The sequence below is a fragment of the Pseudomonas sp. AF03-9 genome, assembly GCF_020515815.1.
Taxonomy (GTDB): domain Bacteria; phylum Pseudomonadota; class Gammaproteobacteria; order Pseudomonadales; family Pseudomonadaceae; genus Aquipseudomonas.
This window is the reverse complement of sequence record NZ_JAHPJF010000012.1, coordinates 169,272-183,881: the sequence shown is the minus strand read 5'-3', so window position 1 is coordinate 183,881 and position 14,610 is coordinate 169,272. Positions and strand designations below refer to the sequence as shown.

At 62.4% G+C, this 14,610-nt stretch carries 11 protein-coding genes; 4 read left to right on the top strand and 7 right to left on the bottom strand.

The genetic code is table 11. The features are described from left to right. Window positions 1-162 precede the first annotated feature (162 nt). The 7 genes from LIY36_RS16145 to gap form a co-directional block, all read right to left on the bottom strand. Window positions 163-2,301, bottom strand: a complete 2,139-nt coding sequence (locus LIY36_RS16145; protein ID WP_226456279.1) for a methyl-accepting chemotaxis protein — start codon at window positions 2,299-2,301, stop codon at window positions 163-165. Window positions 2,302-2,440: 139 nt separating this feature from the next. Further along, window positions 2,441-2,842, bottom strand: coding sequence for a YbaN family protein (locus LIY36_RS16140; protein WP_226456278.1), 402 nt, complete (start codon window positions 2,840-2,842; stop codon window positions 2,441-2,443). Window positions 2,843-3,044: 202 nt separating this feature from the next. Further along, window positions 3,045-3,653 (bottom strand): biliverdin-producing heme oxygenase, encoded by a 609-nt coding sequence (locus tag LIY36_RS16135; RefSeq protein WP_192299490.1) that lies wholly within the window; start codon window positions 3,651-3,653, stop codon window positions 3,045-3,047. A gap of 135 nt (window positions 3,654-3,788) precedes the next feature. Beyond that, a complete protein-coding gene (locus tag LIY36_RS16130) occupies window positions 3,789-6,359 on the bottom strand; it encodes a TonB-dependent receptor (RefSeq protein WP_226456277.1) in 2,571 nt (856 codons plus the stop codon). Window positions 6,360-6,474: 115 nt separating this feature from the next. Beyond that, the gene (locus LIY36_RS16125) at window positions 6,475-7,443 is read right to left on the bottom strand and encodes a FecR family protein (protein ID WP_226456276.1); all 969 of its coding nucleotides are present in this window, start codon (window positions 7,441-7,443) and stop codon (window positions 6,475-6,477) included. 61 nt (window positions 7,444-7,504) lie between these two features. Continuing rightward, a complete protein-coding gene (locus LIY36_RS16120) occupies window positions 7,505-8,023 on the bottom strand; it encodes an RNA polymerase sigma factor (RefSeq protein ID WP_226456275.1) in 519 nt (172 codons plus the stop codon). Window positions 8,024-8,238: 215 nt separating this feature from the next. Then, a complete protein-coding gene (gene gap, locus LIY36_RS16115) occupies window positions 8,239-9,240 on the bottom strand; it encodes a type I glyceraldehyde-3-phosphate dehydrogenase (RefSeq protein ID WP_192299486.1) in 1,002 nt (333 codons plus the stop codon). A 221-nt stretch (window positions 9,241-9,461) separates the two neighbouring features. On the opposite strand from gap, the gene edd reads away from it, so the two are divergent. The 4 genes from edd to LIY36_RS16095 all read left to right on the top strand — a co-directional run bounded on the left by edd (window position 9,462) and on the right by LIY36_RS16095 (window position 14,578). Beyond that, a complete protein-coding gene (edd, locus tag LIY36_RS16110) occupies window positions 9,462-11,288 on the top strand; it encodes a phosphogluconate dehydratase (RefSeq protein ID WP_226456274.1) in 1,827 nt (608 codons plus the stop codon). Further along, on the top strand, window positions 11,285-12,241 hold the full coding sequence (locus tag LIY36_RS16105) for a glucokinase (RefSeq protein ID WP_226456273.1): 957 nt from the start codon (window positions 11,285-11,287) through the stop codon (window positions 12,239-12,241). Before edd ends, LIY36_RS16105 begins: the two co-directional genes overlap by 4 nt. Window positions 12,242-12,384: 143 nt before the next feature. Next, complete coding sequence (locus LIY36_RS16100; protein WP_192299483.1) at window positions 12,385-13,119, top strand: response regulator; 735 nt, start codon at window positions 12,385-12,387, stop codon at window positions 13,117-13,119. Then, window positions 13,109-14,578, top strand: coding sequence for an ATP-binding protein (locus LIY36_RS16095; RefSeq protein WP_192299482.1), 1,470 nt, complete (start codon window positions 13,109-13,111; stop codon window positions 14,576-14,578). Before LIY36_RS16100 ends, LIY36_RS16095 begins: the two co-directional genes overlap by 11 nt. Window positions 14,579-14,610 lie beyond the last annotated feature (32 nt).

The following is a 14,610-nucleotide window of genomic DNA, read 5'->3' as shown; positions in this document are numbered from 1 at the left end:
CGTGATCTAAATGTGGGAGCGGGCTTGTGTGGGAGCGGGCTTGCTCGCGAAGGCGGTGGATCAGTCAGAGATGAATTGACTGACACGCCGCCTTCGCGAGCAAGCCCGCTCCCACAAAAGCCCCGCACCCACAGGGGGGGCCATTGTTCTTGGGGTTGGGGACTAAACCCTGAACTGATCCATCAATTTCATCTGCTGGCTGGCCAATGCATTCAGTTGGCTGCTGATCGCCGCCGACTCGGTGGCCTGGCCGGTGAGTGTCTCGGTCACCGTACGGATCGCCGAGACGTTGCGGTTGACCTCTTCGGCCACCGCACTCTGTTGCTCGGCGGCGCTGGCGATTTGCAGGTTCATGTCGCTGATCACCGTCACCGCATCGCTGATCTTGCCCAGCGCCTGCACCGCCTGATGGATCTGCCCGGCATTGCTCTGGGCCTGGCTCTGGCTCGAATGCATGGTCGCCACCACGCCACGGGTGCCGCTCTGGATGCGTTCGATGACCACGCGGATTTCCTCCACCGAATCCTGGGTGCGCTTGGCCAGGTTGCGCACTTCGTCGGCCACCACCGCGAACCCCCGGCCGCTTTCGCCGGCGCGTGCCGCCTCGATGGCGGCGTTGAGTGCCAACAGGTTGGTCTGCTCGGCAATGCTGCGGATCACTTCCAGCACGGAGCCAATCTGCTCGCTGTTCACCGCTAGCGCCTCGACTTCGCCCACGGCCTTGCTGACTTCTTCGGCCAGGGTGGTGATGTCGCGGGTGCTTTGCTCGATGATCGACATGCCCTCACGCGCCGACTGATCGGCGCCCCGTGCCGCGCTGGCGGCATTGGAGGCGCTGTTGGCGACGTCATGGGCGGTGGCGCTCATTTCATTCGAGGCGGTGGCTACCTGGTCGATTTCGCGGAACTGCACCTGCATGCCTTCGCTGGTCTGGCGCGCGATGGCCGAGGATTGGTCGGCCGTACCGCGTGCCTCGGTGATGCTTTGCTTGATCTGCGCGATGGTCGGTTGCAGCTTGTCGAGGAAGCGGTTGAACCAGTTCGCCAACTCGCCCAATTCGTCTTTTTTGCTATAGGTCAGGCGTTGGGTGAGGTCGCCGTCGCCGCTGGCGATGTCCTTGAGCATGGCGGCCACGCTGTTGATCGGGCGGGTCACGCCGGTGGCGGTCAGCCAGATCAGCAGCAAGCCCAGCAGGCCAGCGGCGGCGGCCACCAGCAGGGCCTTGAGCGTACCGGCTGCCTGGGCGTTGTCGAGTACCCCTTGCAACTTGACGCTATCGGCGAGCATCACCGCTTTTGGCAGCTTGATCACCACGCCCCAGGCTTTGGCGTCGGCAATCGGCTTGACCGGGTACACGGCGCGGATGGTGTCAGCCTGTTCACGGATCATGGGTTTATCACTGGCCAGCAACTGCACGATTTCCTTGCCCTCGGCGCCGAGGGTGTCGACCAGGTTCTTGCCGACCTTGGCCGGCTCGCCGCTGTAGGCGGCAATCAGGCCGGTGCTGGAGAGAATCTCCAGGTGCGCTGCGCCGTTGAACAGGTCCTTCTGCGCAGCGTCGGCGGTTGCTTGCAGGGCGGTGAGGGCGATGTCGACACCGATGACGCCGATGAGTTTGCCCTCCACGATCAGCGGCGAGGCGATGGTGGTCATGAGTACCTTTTTGCCGGCCACCGTATCCTCATACGGGTCCAGCAAGCAGGTATTGCGGGTATCCCGTGGGCAGGTGTACCAGATGTTGTAGGGCGTACCGTTGAGGGTGAGGGTGGTCTTGTTCAGGTCCTCTTCGACCATGATGGTGTTCAAGCCTTCACCGCCGGCACGGCTCCAATAGCTGGAGAAGCGCCCTTTTTCGTTGGAGACGCGCGCCTTGTCATCGACGAATTCGCTGTCTTTGCCGTCGAGGCCGTTGGGCTCGAATGACAGCCAGAAACCCAGCACTTTGCTGTTGCGATCGAAGGTGGTTTTCAGGCTCTGGTTGATTTCTTCGCGCAGTGCGCCGGCTTCCAGGCCACGCTTGCTGGCCATGATGCGCAAATCCTTGATTTGGTCGGCCAGCGCGGTCAGCGCCATCAGGCTGTCGCCGAAGGTTTTTTGCAACTGCACCGCTTGCTCGGCGGCCCTGGCTTGCAGCAGTTGTTCCACGCTGGCGGTGAGCATGCGCGAGCTTGAATCGCTGACCAACAGATCATTCTGGTTGGTGTTGTAGATATTGATGCTGACGACCAGCGCTATCACCCCCAACAGGCAAAGGCCGGACAGCAGCACGATTTTCAGGCGGATGGAGAGGGTGTTGAACATAGGCTCACTCGCGAGTGGAGTTGTTGGAAGGCACGCAGTGCAGGCCAAGTCCCTTCAGCGCTATGTCTGAAACATCGGCGTAACAAATTTATTCATGAGCAGCAGGCGATGAGCGGTAGGAAAACACCTACAGCCTGCGTTACACGGGCTGTGCGAGTCGTTCGGGGCGAGACCAGATCCACAGGTTGCCCAGGCTCATTCCGGCAATCGCCAGGTAGATCGGCCAGCCGTGATCGAGCATCACCAGCATCAGGCCGGCGCAGAGCAGCATGCTCACGGTGGCGCTGACCTTGGCGCGCCGGGCGATGATCTTGCCGTTGCGCCAATTGAACAGGATCGGCCCGAACAGGCGGTGGTTCTCCAGCCAGGCGCTGAGGCGTGGCGAGCTTTTGGTGGCGGCCCAGGCGGCCAGCAGGATGAATTCAGTGGTGGGCAAACCCGGCACGACAATCGCGATCAACCCAATGCCCAGGCTGACGTAGGCCAGCAGGCCGAAGAGGAGCCGGGCGATTTTCGAGGTGGATTGGGTTTTGCCGGTCATGGGGGTATCACAGGGATTCAATATGAAATGAGACCAGAATGTGGGGGCGGGCTTGTGTGGGGGCGGGCTTGCTCGCGAAGGCGGTGTGCCAGTCGACATCTTTATCAACTGACAGACTGTATTCGCGAGCAAGCCCGCTCCCACACAAGCCCGCTCCCACACAAGTCCGCTCTCACATTTTTGATTGCATCCCAACCAAGGGTCAGGCCAGTTCAGGGGCGCTAGCGTACGCCTGTTCCAGCAATACGGTGAAGCGTACAAACGCATCCACAGCACCTTTTTCCACCGCGGCTTCTTCTTCAGCACTGAACTGCAGCGCGTCGAGGGTGCGGGTGAAGCGCTTCCAGCCTTCGGCGCGACCACCGGCGGGCTCGCCCAGGTGACGGGCACCGAAGGTTTCGCTCAGGCCCAGGCCTACCGCGCGCTTGATCAGGAACGCGGCGCCCAGCTTGGAGCCTTCGGACACGAACAGCCAGCCCAGGGCTTCGGCCTTGCTCGGGTTGCTCACCGCACCGGCCACGGGTGCGGGCACTTCGGTGTCGAGGTCGGCCAGGTCCAGCTTGGCGGCGTCGGCACGGCAGCGCTCGGCCAGGTCTGGGATGAGCTTGATCAGTTCGGCATCGGTGTACAGGGCCACCAGTTCCGACTGGAACAGGTACTGCGCGACCACGAAACGGGCGAAGTTGGCCTGGGTTTCGAACGGAGCGTGGGCTTTGACGAGGGCATCAAGCTGGGCGTGTGGCGCGTGGGTGATCTGGTTCAGGCGCTGGGAGCGCAGGTGTGGGCGTTCTGCGGTAGCTGTAGCGGTCATGGAAAAGTCCTTGAGAAGGGGAGCGCCTTGTTGCTCTTAAAGAGAGCCGTTATCAAATAGACGAACAGGAAGACGCGGCACAGTAAAAAAACCTCACCCCGTCGATGAAATTTCGACGAGGTGAGGCGGGTGCTATCAGATGTCCCAGATCAGGTTGATCGCAAAGTTGCGGCCAGGCTGGGTCAGGCGGTCGATGTTGGCGGGCGCGGTCACGCCGGCTTCGCCGATGCTGTCGAAGCTGCGCACGTCATCCCAGTTCCAGTATTTCTTGTCGGTCACGTTGTACAGGCCACCATTGATGGTCACGTCGTTTGTGACTTTGTAGAAACCGGTCAGGTCGACGATGCCAAAGCCTGGGGTCTTGAACGGGGCCTTGGTGGTGTCGCCATCGGGTGAGAAGAAGGTCGCGCTGTCGACACGGTTCTGTTTCTTGACCAGGGTCCAGCTGACCAGCGCACCGTAGTTCTGCTGCTCGTAGCCCAGGCCGAACACGCCCTTGAGCGGGTTGACGCTATTGATCGGCTCGCCGGTGTCCTCGTTGCGGCCGTAGGCATAGGCCACCGAACCCAGGGAGTACAGGCCTTGCGGCGCGCCGAAGGCGTCGAGGTTCAGGCGTCCCTTGGCTTCCACGCCCTTGATGGTGGCGCGCTTGATGTTGCTGGCCTTGAAGGCGGTGCCGGTGGGGGACAGCAGCGCGGCGTCTTCGTTGATGAAGTCGCGGTACTTGTTATAGAACACCGCCACGTCGAAGTTGCCCGATTCGAAATTGCCACGCAGGCCGGTTTCGAAGCTCTTGCTGCTTTCCGGCTTGAGGTCCGAGTTCGGTTCGACCACGTAGCCTTGCTGGATATTCTCGAAGCGCCCGTACAGGGCCTTGGCCGATGGGGTGCGGAAACCTTCGGCGTACTGGCCGAACCAGGTGTAGTTATCGGTCAGGGCGTAGGTCAGGCCGAATTTGGGCGATACGCGGTGCCAGGTCTTGTCGCTGTCGTCGTGGGCGTAGATGCGGTTCGGGTCGGTGGCGTTGAGGAAATCCTCGGTCAGCTTGGGCTTGAGCTGGGTGTAGTCATAACGCACGCTCGGCAGGAAGGTCCAGTCGCCCCAGCTGATCTGGTCCTGGGCGAACAGCGCGTAGGTGTTGATGGTCGGGTCCGGGAAGTCGCTGGCCGGTGTGACTTTGTCCGAGGCGAAGCTGCTGGGACCACCGACGGCCGCGCAGTAGGTGCTGACGGTCAGGCAGGTGGCGCTGCCGGTACGCGAGCCGGTGACTTTGGCCTGTTTGAGGGTGGTGCCGTAGGTCACCACGTGGTCGGTGTCACCGATGGCGAAGGCTTTGTCCAACTGGGCGTCGAAGATCCATTGTTTTTCCTGGTAGAGCGTCTCGCGCTCACGCAGCAGGTTGCGCGCACCCGATACGTAGTGTTCGGCGGTGCTCTGGTCGGTCTTGGCGACCTGGTAGTTGAGGCTGGTCTTGATGTGATCGGCAAACGGCGCGTCGAGGGCGAAGGTGTTTTCCAGGCCGAAGCGTTCACGGCTGATGGTGTCGTTGCCCGAGCGTGCGCGGTACAGGTTGCTGTTGAAGCCGGTGTTGAACGGGCCGCCTACCGCACTTTTCTGGTTTGTATCGCGGTCGTCCTTGTACTTCTCGTAGGTCAGCACCAGGCGGTTTTCGTCGCCGTAGTTCCAGCCCAGCTTGGCCAGGACGTTGGTGGTGCGCGCGTCTTCCGGGTTGGCGCCGGTGCGGGCCAGGCCGGTGGCATTGTTGCCGTCGTAGGATTCGGTCTCGTGGCCGTTGCGCTGGCTCAGGTGCAGCAACCCGTCGAAGTCCTGCACGCGGCCGGCGACGGTGCCGGAGGTCAGCCAGCTCTCGTCGGCGGAACTGTAGCCGGTCTTGAGGCGGGCGCCGACGTCCTGGCCGGGCTTGATGATGTCGTCCGGGTCGAGGGTGAAGTAGCTCACTGCGCCGCCGATGGCGCTGCTGCCGTACAGGGCTGACGCCGGGCCGCGCAGGATCTCGACGCGCTTGACGATTTCCGGGTCGACGTAGTTGCGACGGGTTTGCGCGTAGGGGCCATTGGAGAAGTGATCGGGCACTTCAACGCCGTCGACCTGGGTGAGGATGCGGTCGCCGTCGATGCCACGGATGTTGAAGCCGGCATTACCGGAGCGGGTACCTGCGCCGCCGACGGAGACGCCGGGCTCGTAGCGCACCAGGTCGCGGCTGTTGCCGACGTTGAGGCGGTCCAGCTCCTGGCGATCATGCACGCTGACGGTGCTGGGGACGCTGTTCACATCCTGTTCGTGGCGGGTGGCGCTGATGGTCACCTGTTGCAGGTTGAGGGTACTGCCGGCGGCGCGCTTTTCCAGGACGATATTGTTGTTGCCCAGTTTGCGGTAGCTCAGGTTGGTCCCCACCAACAGCTGGTCCAGGGCCTTTTCCGCTGATAGCGGGCCGCGTACGCCGGGGGACGAGACACCCTGGCCCAGTTCCGCCGGCAGGCCGACTTGCCAGCCGGTGACGCCGGTGAAGGCATTCAGCGCCGAGACCAGCGGTTGCTGGGCGATGCTGAAGTTGTAGTTGCCGTGGCTGCGTGGCGCCGGTTCGGCGGCGCTGGCGCTCATCACCGGCGCGCCGGCCAGCAGAACGGCGGCGGTCAGCAAGGACAAGACGGGCGAAGAAGACCGGCGATTGAAACGAGAGGACATCGAGAGCGCTCCGGAGTACGAATCTTATAGTTGCGAACCGAACCAAATAGGAATCAGTTGCATTTGCTAAGACGAGACGTACCGTCGCAGGCTATCGAGTAAAAATAATTCTCATTTAGTTCAGGATCACCAGCGCGGGGTATTCCGAGAGCTTGGCCGAGGTGATGTGTGCCAGGGAGCGCACCACGTCCAAGGGCTGGTCGAGGCGGTAGTTGCCAGTCACGGCGACGCTGGCGAGCTGGTCGTTGTTATTGACGATCCAGCCGGGGTAGTAGCGGCGCAGCTCGGCGAGCACTTCGCCCATGGGGCAGTTTTCAAAGATCAGCCGGCCCTCGACCCACGCCAGGTCCTTGTCTGCATCCAGCTTGGCCGGTGGGCCGAAGCCCTTGGGGCCGATGCGAATGCTTTGCCCGGCGCTCAGGCGCACACGGGCGTCGTCGACGGTGTTGCTCAGGTCCACATCGCCGCGTTGTACTTGCACCTGGGCCTCGCCGTTGAGGTAGCGCACGGCGAAGGCCGTGTCGCGCACGCTGGCGCGCACCGGGCCGGCGTCGATCTCCAGGGGCAGGCCACGGTTGGGCGCGATCTCGAAAAACGCTTCGCCCTGATACAGGCGGGCAACGCGCTGGTGGTCCTTGATGCTGCTGGAAAACGCCGAGTTGGTGTTCAGCAGCACTTTCGCGCCGTCGTCGAGTTGCAGGCGCTGGCGCTCGCCGACCACGGTCAGGTGGTCGGCTTGCAGGCGCACCGGCAGGTTGCTGAAGCTGAACAGGCCGATCAGCAGCACGGCGGCGGTGGCCAGGGGTTTCCAATGCGGTTTGAGCCGGCGCCAGGCACTCGGCTTGCGCGGCGCGGCGAGGGCGACGGCAGCGCTGTGCACCGGCGCGCCCCCCCAGGCGGCCTGGGCCTTGGCGAAAGCGTGGACGTGGGCCGGATCGCTGGCCAGCCAGGCCTGGAACTCGGCCTGCTGCCCAGGCTGCGGGCACTGCAAGGTGATCAGCCAGTCGAGGGCCTGGTCCATAGCCGTGTCTTGCAACACCTCATGAGCCAGCTCATGGGGGCGCAGTTTATTCGGGTCCGTCACGGTGTTCCTCGGGTCTTCGCCACGTTTTATTGATCTTTCCTACAGCTGAATCGGGTGAAGCTTAAGGCCGATCCAGCCTTTCGGCCACACCTACACAGATGGCCATGATCAACTTCAGTTCCTTTTGCACGGTGCTCAAGGACACGTCCAACTGATCGGCAATCTCCTGGTAGCTGCAACCGTGCAGGCGGCTGAGGATGAAGATCTGCTGCTGGCGGGCGCTCAACTGGCCGAGGCTGACGCTCAGGTGTTCCAGCAGTTGCTCGGCCTGGGTCGCGTCTTCGGGCGTACTGATGGGGGCGGCGACGCTTTGCAGGACATCCAGCGGGACATCTTCCTGCAACGTACGGGCCTGGATCCTGCGTGAGCGCAGATGATCCAGCGCCAGATTGCGTGCGGTTTGATAGACGAAGGGTTCGAGGTGGTCGATCGGCCGCTCGCTGAGGGCGCGGGTGACACGCAGGTAGGTTTCCTGCAAGAGGTCCTCGGCGGTGCTGTGGTTATTTACCATCCGCTGCAAGGTGCGTAGCAGAATCACCCGTTGGGTGATAAAGACTTGGTTGAAGCGAGATTGGCTCACAGGGGTACCAGACCGATTTGCAGTTAATGATAATGCTTATCATCAACTCAAATAGCAAGGAGCACTTTTGGGAGGGTTGGCGCAGGACAAATGTGGGAGCGGGCTTGCTCGCGAATACAGTCTGTCAGTTGATAAAGATGTCGACTGACCCACCGCCTTCGCGAGCAAGCCCGCTCCCACACAAGCCAACTCCCGTGGGGATTTCTACTGGGCCGTTATTCGGCGTTGCACAGCGCCAGGCAGTTATCCAGCATGCGGTTGGAGAACCCCCACTCGTTGTCATACCAGGCCAGCACTTTCAGCAATTTGCCAGTGGACTTGGTGTGATTGGCATCGAAAATCGACGACAACGGGTTGTGGTTGAAGTCGCTCGAAACCAGCGGCAGGGTGTTGTAACCGAGGATTTTCGAGTGCTGGCTGGCTTCCTTGAGCAGCGCGTTGACTTCTTCGGCCGTGGCTTCCTTCTTCAACTGCACGGTGAGGTCGACCAGCGACACGTTGATCACCGGCACACGCACGGCCATGCCGGTCAGCTTGCCTGCCAGTTCCGGCAGCACCAGGCCGACCGCTTCGGCGGCGCCGGTCTTGCTCGGGATCATGTTCTGGGTGGCCGACCGCGCGCGGTACGGGTCGGTGTGGTAGACGTCGGTCAGGTTCTGGTCGTTGGTGTAGGCATGAATGGTGGTCATCAGGCCGCTTTCGATGCCCAGTTCGCGGTGCAATACCTGGGCAACCGGCGCCAGGCAGTTGGTGGTGCACGAGGCGTTGGAGATGATTTGGTGGGATTGGCGCAGAATGTCGTGGTTCACCCCGTAGACGACGGTGGCGTCCGCGCCCTTGGCCGGTGCGGAAATGATCACCTTGCGTGCGCCGGCGGTAATATGGGCGGCAGCCTTGGCGCGGTCGGTGAACAGGCCGGTGCATTCGAACACCACGTCGATATTCAGCGCGGCCCACGGCAGTTCGGCCGGGTTGCGAATGGCACTGACAGCGATCCGGTCACCATTGACGGTCAGGCTTTCCTGATCGTGGGCGACCTCTGCTTCGAAAGTGCCATGTACGGTGTCGAATTTGAGCAGGTGGGCGTTGATCGAACTGTCGCCCAGATCGTTGATGGCGACGATCTGCAAATCCTGGCGGTAGCCTTGGGTATACAGTGCGCGCAGGACATTACGGCCGATACGGCCAAAACCATTGATTGCGATACGAAGAGTCATTGGAAAGTGCCTGTCGTCGATTTGTTGTAAGAATTACAAGATTATTCGCATAAAAATAGAAAACAAGCCTTTTTAGTGGCAATATTTTGTTCAATCTACAACGAGTGACCTGAATCAACTGGTCCGATGATTCAAACGACACCCTGCCATCCCATGGTTAGCGGGCGTTTGATCAGCATAGACACTCAGGTCGCCACATCCGTTAGCCTGGAGTTCTACACATGCATCCCCGCGTTCTTGAGGTCACCGAACGGCTTATCGCCCGTAGCCGCGCCACCCGCGAGGCTTACCTTGCGCTCATTCGCGGCGCAGCCAGCGACGGTCCGATGCGCGGCAAGCTGCAATGCGCCAACTTCGCCCACGGCGTGGCCGGTTGCGGCACTGAAGATAAAAATAGTCTGCGCATGATGAATGCCGCCAACGTGGCAATTGTTTCGTCATATAACGACATGCTCTCGGCGCACCAGCCGTACGAACATTTCCCTGAACAGATCAAGAAGGCCCTGCGCGAAGTGGGCTCGGTCGGCCAGTTCGCCGGCGGCACCCCCGCCATGTGCGACGGCGTGACCCAGGGCGAGCCCGGCATGGAGCTGAGCCTGCTCAGCCGCGAAGTGATTGCCATGTCCACGGCGGTAGCGCTGTCCCACAACATGTTCGACGCCGCGCTGATGCTGGGCATCTGCGACAAGATCGTCCCCGGCCTGATGATGGGCGCGCTGCGCTACGGTCACCTGCCGATGATTTTCGTGCCCGGCGGGCCGATGCCGTCCGGTATCTCCAACAAGCATAAAGCCGACGTGCGCCAGCGCTACGCCGAAGGCAAGGCGACCCGCGAAGAACTGCTGGAATCGGAGATGAAGTCCTATCACAGCCCCGGCACCTGCACCTTCTACGGCACCGCCAACACCAACCAATTGCTGATGGAAGTGATGGGCCTGCACCTGCCCGGCGCCTCGTTCGTCAACCCGTACACGCCGCTGCGTGACGCCCTGACCCGCGAAGCCGCGCACCAGGTCACGCGCCTGACCAAGGCCAACGGCAGCTTCATGCCGATTGGCGAGATCGTCGACGAGAAGTCCATCGTCAACTCCATCATTGCCCTCAACGCCACTGGCGGCTCGACCAACCACACCCTGCACATGCCGGCGATCGCCATGTCGGCGGGCATCATCCTGACCTGGGACGACATGGCCGACCTCTCCGAGGTGGTGCCGACCCTGTCCCACGTGTATCCAAACGGTAAGGCCGACATCAACCACTTCCAGGCGGCTGGCGGCATGTCGTTCCTGATCCGCGAACTGCTCGAAGCCGGCCTGCTCCACGAAGACGTCAACACCGTGGCGGGCAAGGGCCTGAGCCGCTACACCCAGGAACCGTTCCTGGTCGACGGCGAGCTGATCTGGCGCGACGGCCCGATCGAGAGCCTCGACGAAAGCATCCTGCGCCCCGTGGCCCGCGCGTTCTCGCCGGAAGGTGGCTTGCGCGTGATGGAAGGCAACCTCGGCCGTGGCGTGATGAAAGTCTCGGCCGTGGCCCTTGAGCACCAGATCGTCGAAGCGCCGGCGGTGGTGTTCCAGGATCAGCAAGACCTCGCCGATGCCTTCAAGGCCGGCCAGTTGGAAAAAGACTTCGTCGCGGTGATGCGCTTCCAGGGCCCGCGCTCCAACGGCATGCCCGAACTGCACAAGATGACCCCGTTCCTCGGCGTGTTGCAGGACCGTGGTTTCAAGGTTGCGTTGGTGACAGACGGGCGCATGTCCGGCGCCTCGGGTAAGATTCCCGCCGCGATCCACGTCAACCCCGAAGCCCAGAGCGGCGGGCCACTGGCGCGGGTGCGTGATGGCGATATTATTCGCGTGGATGGCGTCAAAGGCACCTTGGAGCTCAAGGTGGACGCCGAAGAATTTGCAGCGCGCGCGCCGGCCACGGGCCTTCTGGGCAATAACGTGGGGGCCGGTCGCGAGCTGTTTGCATTTATGCGCTTGGCCGCAAGCTCCGCAGAGCAGGGCGCCAGCGCCTTTACCTCTGCCCTGGAGACGCTTAAGTGAAGCTTGCGCTGGTCGGTGATATTGGTGGAACCAACGCGCGTTTTGCGTTGTGGCGCGATCAGGAGCTGCATTCGATCCGCGTGCATGCAACGGCGGACTATGCCAGCCCTGAGGATGCGATCAAGGTTTACCTCAAGGAAGAAGGCCTGCACATCGGCGACATTGGCGCGGTGTGCCTGTCGGTGGCCGGTCCCGTGAGTGGCGATGAATTCAAGTTCACCAACAACCATTGGCGCTTGAGCAGGGCGGCTTTCTGCCAGGCCTTGCAGGTAGACGAACTGCTGCTGGTCAATGACTTCTCGGCCATGGCCCTCGGCATGACCCGCCTCAAACCCGGCGAATTCCGCGTGGTCTGCGAAGGCACGCCGGAACCGTTGCGCCCGGCGGTGGTGATCGGCCCGGGCACCGGCCTGGGCGTCGGCACGCTGCTGGACCTGGGGGGCGGGCGTTTTGCGGCGCTGCCGGGGGAGGGCGGCCATGTCGACCTGCCATTGAGCAGCCCGCGAGAGACCCAGCTGTGGCAGCACATCTACTCTGAAATCGGCCATGTCAGCGCCGAAACCGCCTTGAGCGGCGGTGGCTTGCCGCGTCTGTACCGGGCGATTTGTGCCGTCGACGGGCATACCCCGGTGCTGGAAACCCCCGAAGCCATCACGGCCGCAGGCCTGGCCGGCGACCCGGTGGCGATGGAAGTGTTGGACCAGTTCAGCATCTGGCTGGGCCGCGTGGCCGGCAACAACGTGCTGACCACGGGCGGGCGCGGTGGTGTGTATATCGTGGGCGGGGTGATACCGAGGTTTGCCGACTTCTTTATCGCCAGCGGTTTCGCCAAGAGCTTTCGCGACAAAGGCTGCATGAGTGACTATTTCAAAGGTATTCCGGTGTGGTTGGTGACGGCGCCTTATTCCGGGTTGACTGGCGCGGGCGTGGCGCTTGAACAGGCTTTTGCGTAGGCAGCGATGGCCTCTTCGCGAGCAGGCCCGCTCCCACATTCTGATGTGTGAACACCTTCAAGTGTGGGAGCGGGCTTGCCCGCGAAGGGGGCCTCAAGGGCAACAAATGACTTAAGCTTGGCCATAACAACAAGGAGGCCCCCGTGAGCGTAATCAGTAAATCCATTCTCCTCGTCGACGACGACCAGGAAATCCGCGAATTGCTGCAAACCTACCTCAGTCGCGCCGGCTTCCAGGTGCGTGGCGTGCCGGATGGCGCGGGGTTCCGCCAGGCGATGAACGAGGCGCCGTGCGACCTGGTCATCCTGGATGTGATGCTGCCGGACGAAGACGGTTTCAGCCTTTGCCGCTGGATCCGCCAGCACCCGCGCCAGGCGCAGGTGCCGATCATCATGCTCACCGCCAGCTCAGACGAAACCGACCGTGTGATCGGCCTGGAACTGGGCGCCGACGATTACATCGGCAAGCCGTTCAGCCCCCGCGAGTTGCAAGCGCGGATCAAGGCGCTGTTGCGCCGTGCGCAGTTCGGCCAGGAACAACGCGGCAGCAGCGATGTGCTGGCGTTCGATGAGTGGCGCCTGGACATGATCAGCCACCGGCTGTTCCACGTAGACGGCGAAGAAGTGATCCTCTCCGGCGCCGACTTTGCGCTGCTCAAATTGTTTCTCGATCACCCGCAACAGATCCTCGACCGCGACACCATCGGCAACGCCACCCGTGGCCGCGACCTGATGCCGTTGGACCGTATCGTCGATATGGCCGTCAGCCGCCTGCGCCAACGCCTGCGCGATACCGAAAAACCGCCGAGGCTGATCCGTACCGTGCGTGGCAGCGGTTATCAACTGGCAGCCAGCGTGGTTGCCGGCAATGCCCACTGAACATCTGAGCGAACGCCGCCGCCGCTTCCCGGTACCGCGCTCGCTGCTGGGGCGCATGCTGCTGCTGACCTTGCTGGTGGTGTTGTTTGCCCAGGCGCTGTCGAGCGTGATCTGGGTTTCGCAACTGCGCGCCACCCAGCTTGAAGGCCTGGTCACCAGTGCCCGCAGCCTGGCGCACTCGATGACGGCCAGCGTGAGTTATTTCCGTTCGTTGCCGGTGGCCTATCGCCCGTTGGTCCTCGACCAATTGCGCAGCATGGGCGGCACACGGTTCGTGGTGACGCTCAACGATCGGCCGCTGGACATGCAGGTCTTGCCGCAAACTCCGCGCAAACAGGCGGTACTGGAGGCGGTGGATGAAGTGCTGCGCCAGACCCTGGGCGCCGACGTGCACATCTCGGTGGAATTCGTCAGCGCCGAAGACCTGCGCATCTTCAACGCCGGTTTGAAACTCGACGAGTTGCCACGCTCATGGGCGCATTACGCGCTGACCCTGGAGCCGGTGAACCCGCCGGTGCTGGTCACCCAGATCCAGCTCGCCCCTGGCGAGTGGCTGTACATCGCCTCGCTGCTGCCCGAGCCCTACACCAGCCTTGAAGAACAGGGCCTGCCGTCCCAGCAAGTGTGGTTTATCGTACTCACCAGCGGCTTCTTGCTGCTGTTTATCGGCCTGCTGGTGCACTGGCAAAGCCGGCCGCTCAAACGCCTGGCGCGGGCGGCGCGGGACATGTCCCTGGGCGCTGACGTCGAACCCGTGGCCGAAGGCGGCGGCAGTGAAGTGGTCGAAGTGGGCCGCGCCTTCAACGCCATGCGCGAGCGCATCAGCCGTTACCTGACCGAGCGCAGCCAGTTGTTCAGCGCTATTTCCCACGACTTGCGCACACCGATCACACGCCTGCGCCTGCGTGTGGAGTTGCTTGAGGACGAAAACCTGCAAGCCAAGTTCGGCCGCGACCTGGATGAATTGGAGTTGCTGGTCAAAGGTGCGCTGCAATGCGTGAAAGACACCGACATCCACGAAAACATCGAGCCGGTGGACCTCAACCACGTGCTCGACTGCCTGGTCGAGCCGTACCTGGCGCCGAACGGCAACGGCCGCGTGACCCAGCACGGTCGTGCGCTGAGCACCTATCCGGGCAAGCCGCTGGCGCTCAAGCGCTGCATCGGCAACCTGATCGACAATGCGTTGAAGTACGGGCAGAACGCGCATTTGCACATCGAAGACGATGGCGCGCAGTTCATCCTGCATGTGGATGATGAAGGGCCGGGCGTGCCGGAGCAGCGCTTGGAGCAGGTGTTTGAGCCGCACTTCCGCTTGGCTGGGCAGCAGCAGGGGTACGGGCTGGGGTTGGGGATTGCGCGCAATATCGCCCACAGTCATGGCGGCGAGGTGAGTCTGCAGAATCTGCGCGAGGGGGGGCTGCGCGTGACCCTCCAGCTACCCCGTGGCCTGGATTAAAAAACGCCGCAGCTCAAAATGTGGGAGCGGGC

Bases quoted from the DNA above. Each gene is read 5' to 3' on its own strand.
- gap (WP_192299486.1), bottom strand. From the start codon at position 9,240: ATGACTCTTCGTATCGCAATCAATGGTTTTGGCCGTATCGGCCGTAAT.
- LIY36_RS16140 (WP_226456278.1), bottom strand. From the start codon at position 2,842: ATGACCGGCAAAACCCAATCCACCTCGAAAATCGCCCGGCTCCTCTTC.
- edd (WP_226456274.1), top strand. From the start codon at position 9,462: ATGCATCCCCGCGTTCTTGAGGTCACCGAACGGCTTATCGCCCGTAGC.
- LIY36_RS16135 (WP_192299490.1), bottom strand. From the start codon at position 3,653: ATGACCGCTACAGCTACCGCAGAACGCCCACACCTGCGCTCCCAGCGC.
- LIY36_RS16095 (WP_192299482.1), top strand. From the start codon at position 13,109: ATGCCCACTGAACATCTGAGCGAACGCCGCCGCCGCTTCCCGGTACCG.
- LIY36_RS16130 (WP_226456277.1), bottom strand. From the start codon at position 6,359: ATGTCCTCTCGTTTCAATCGCCGGTCTTCTTCGCCCGTCTTGTCCTTG.
- LIY36_RS16145 (WP_226456279.1), bottom strand. From the start codon at position 2,301: ATGTTCAACACCCTCTCCATCCGCCTGAAAATCGTGCTGCTGTCCGGC.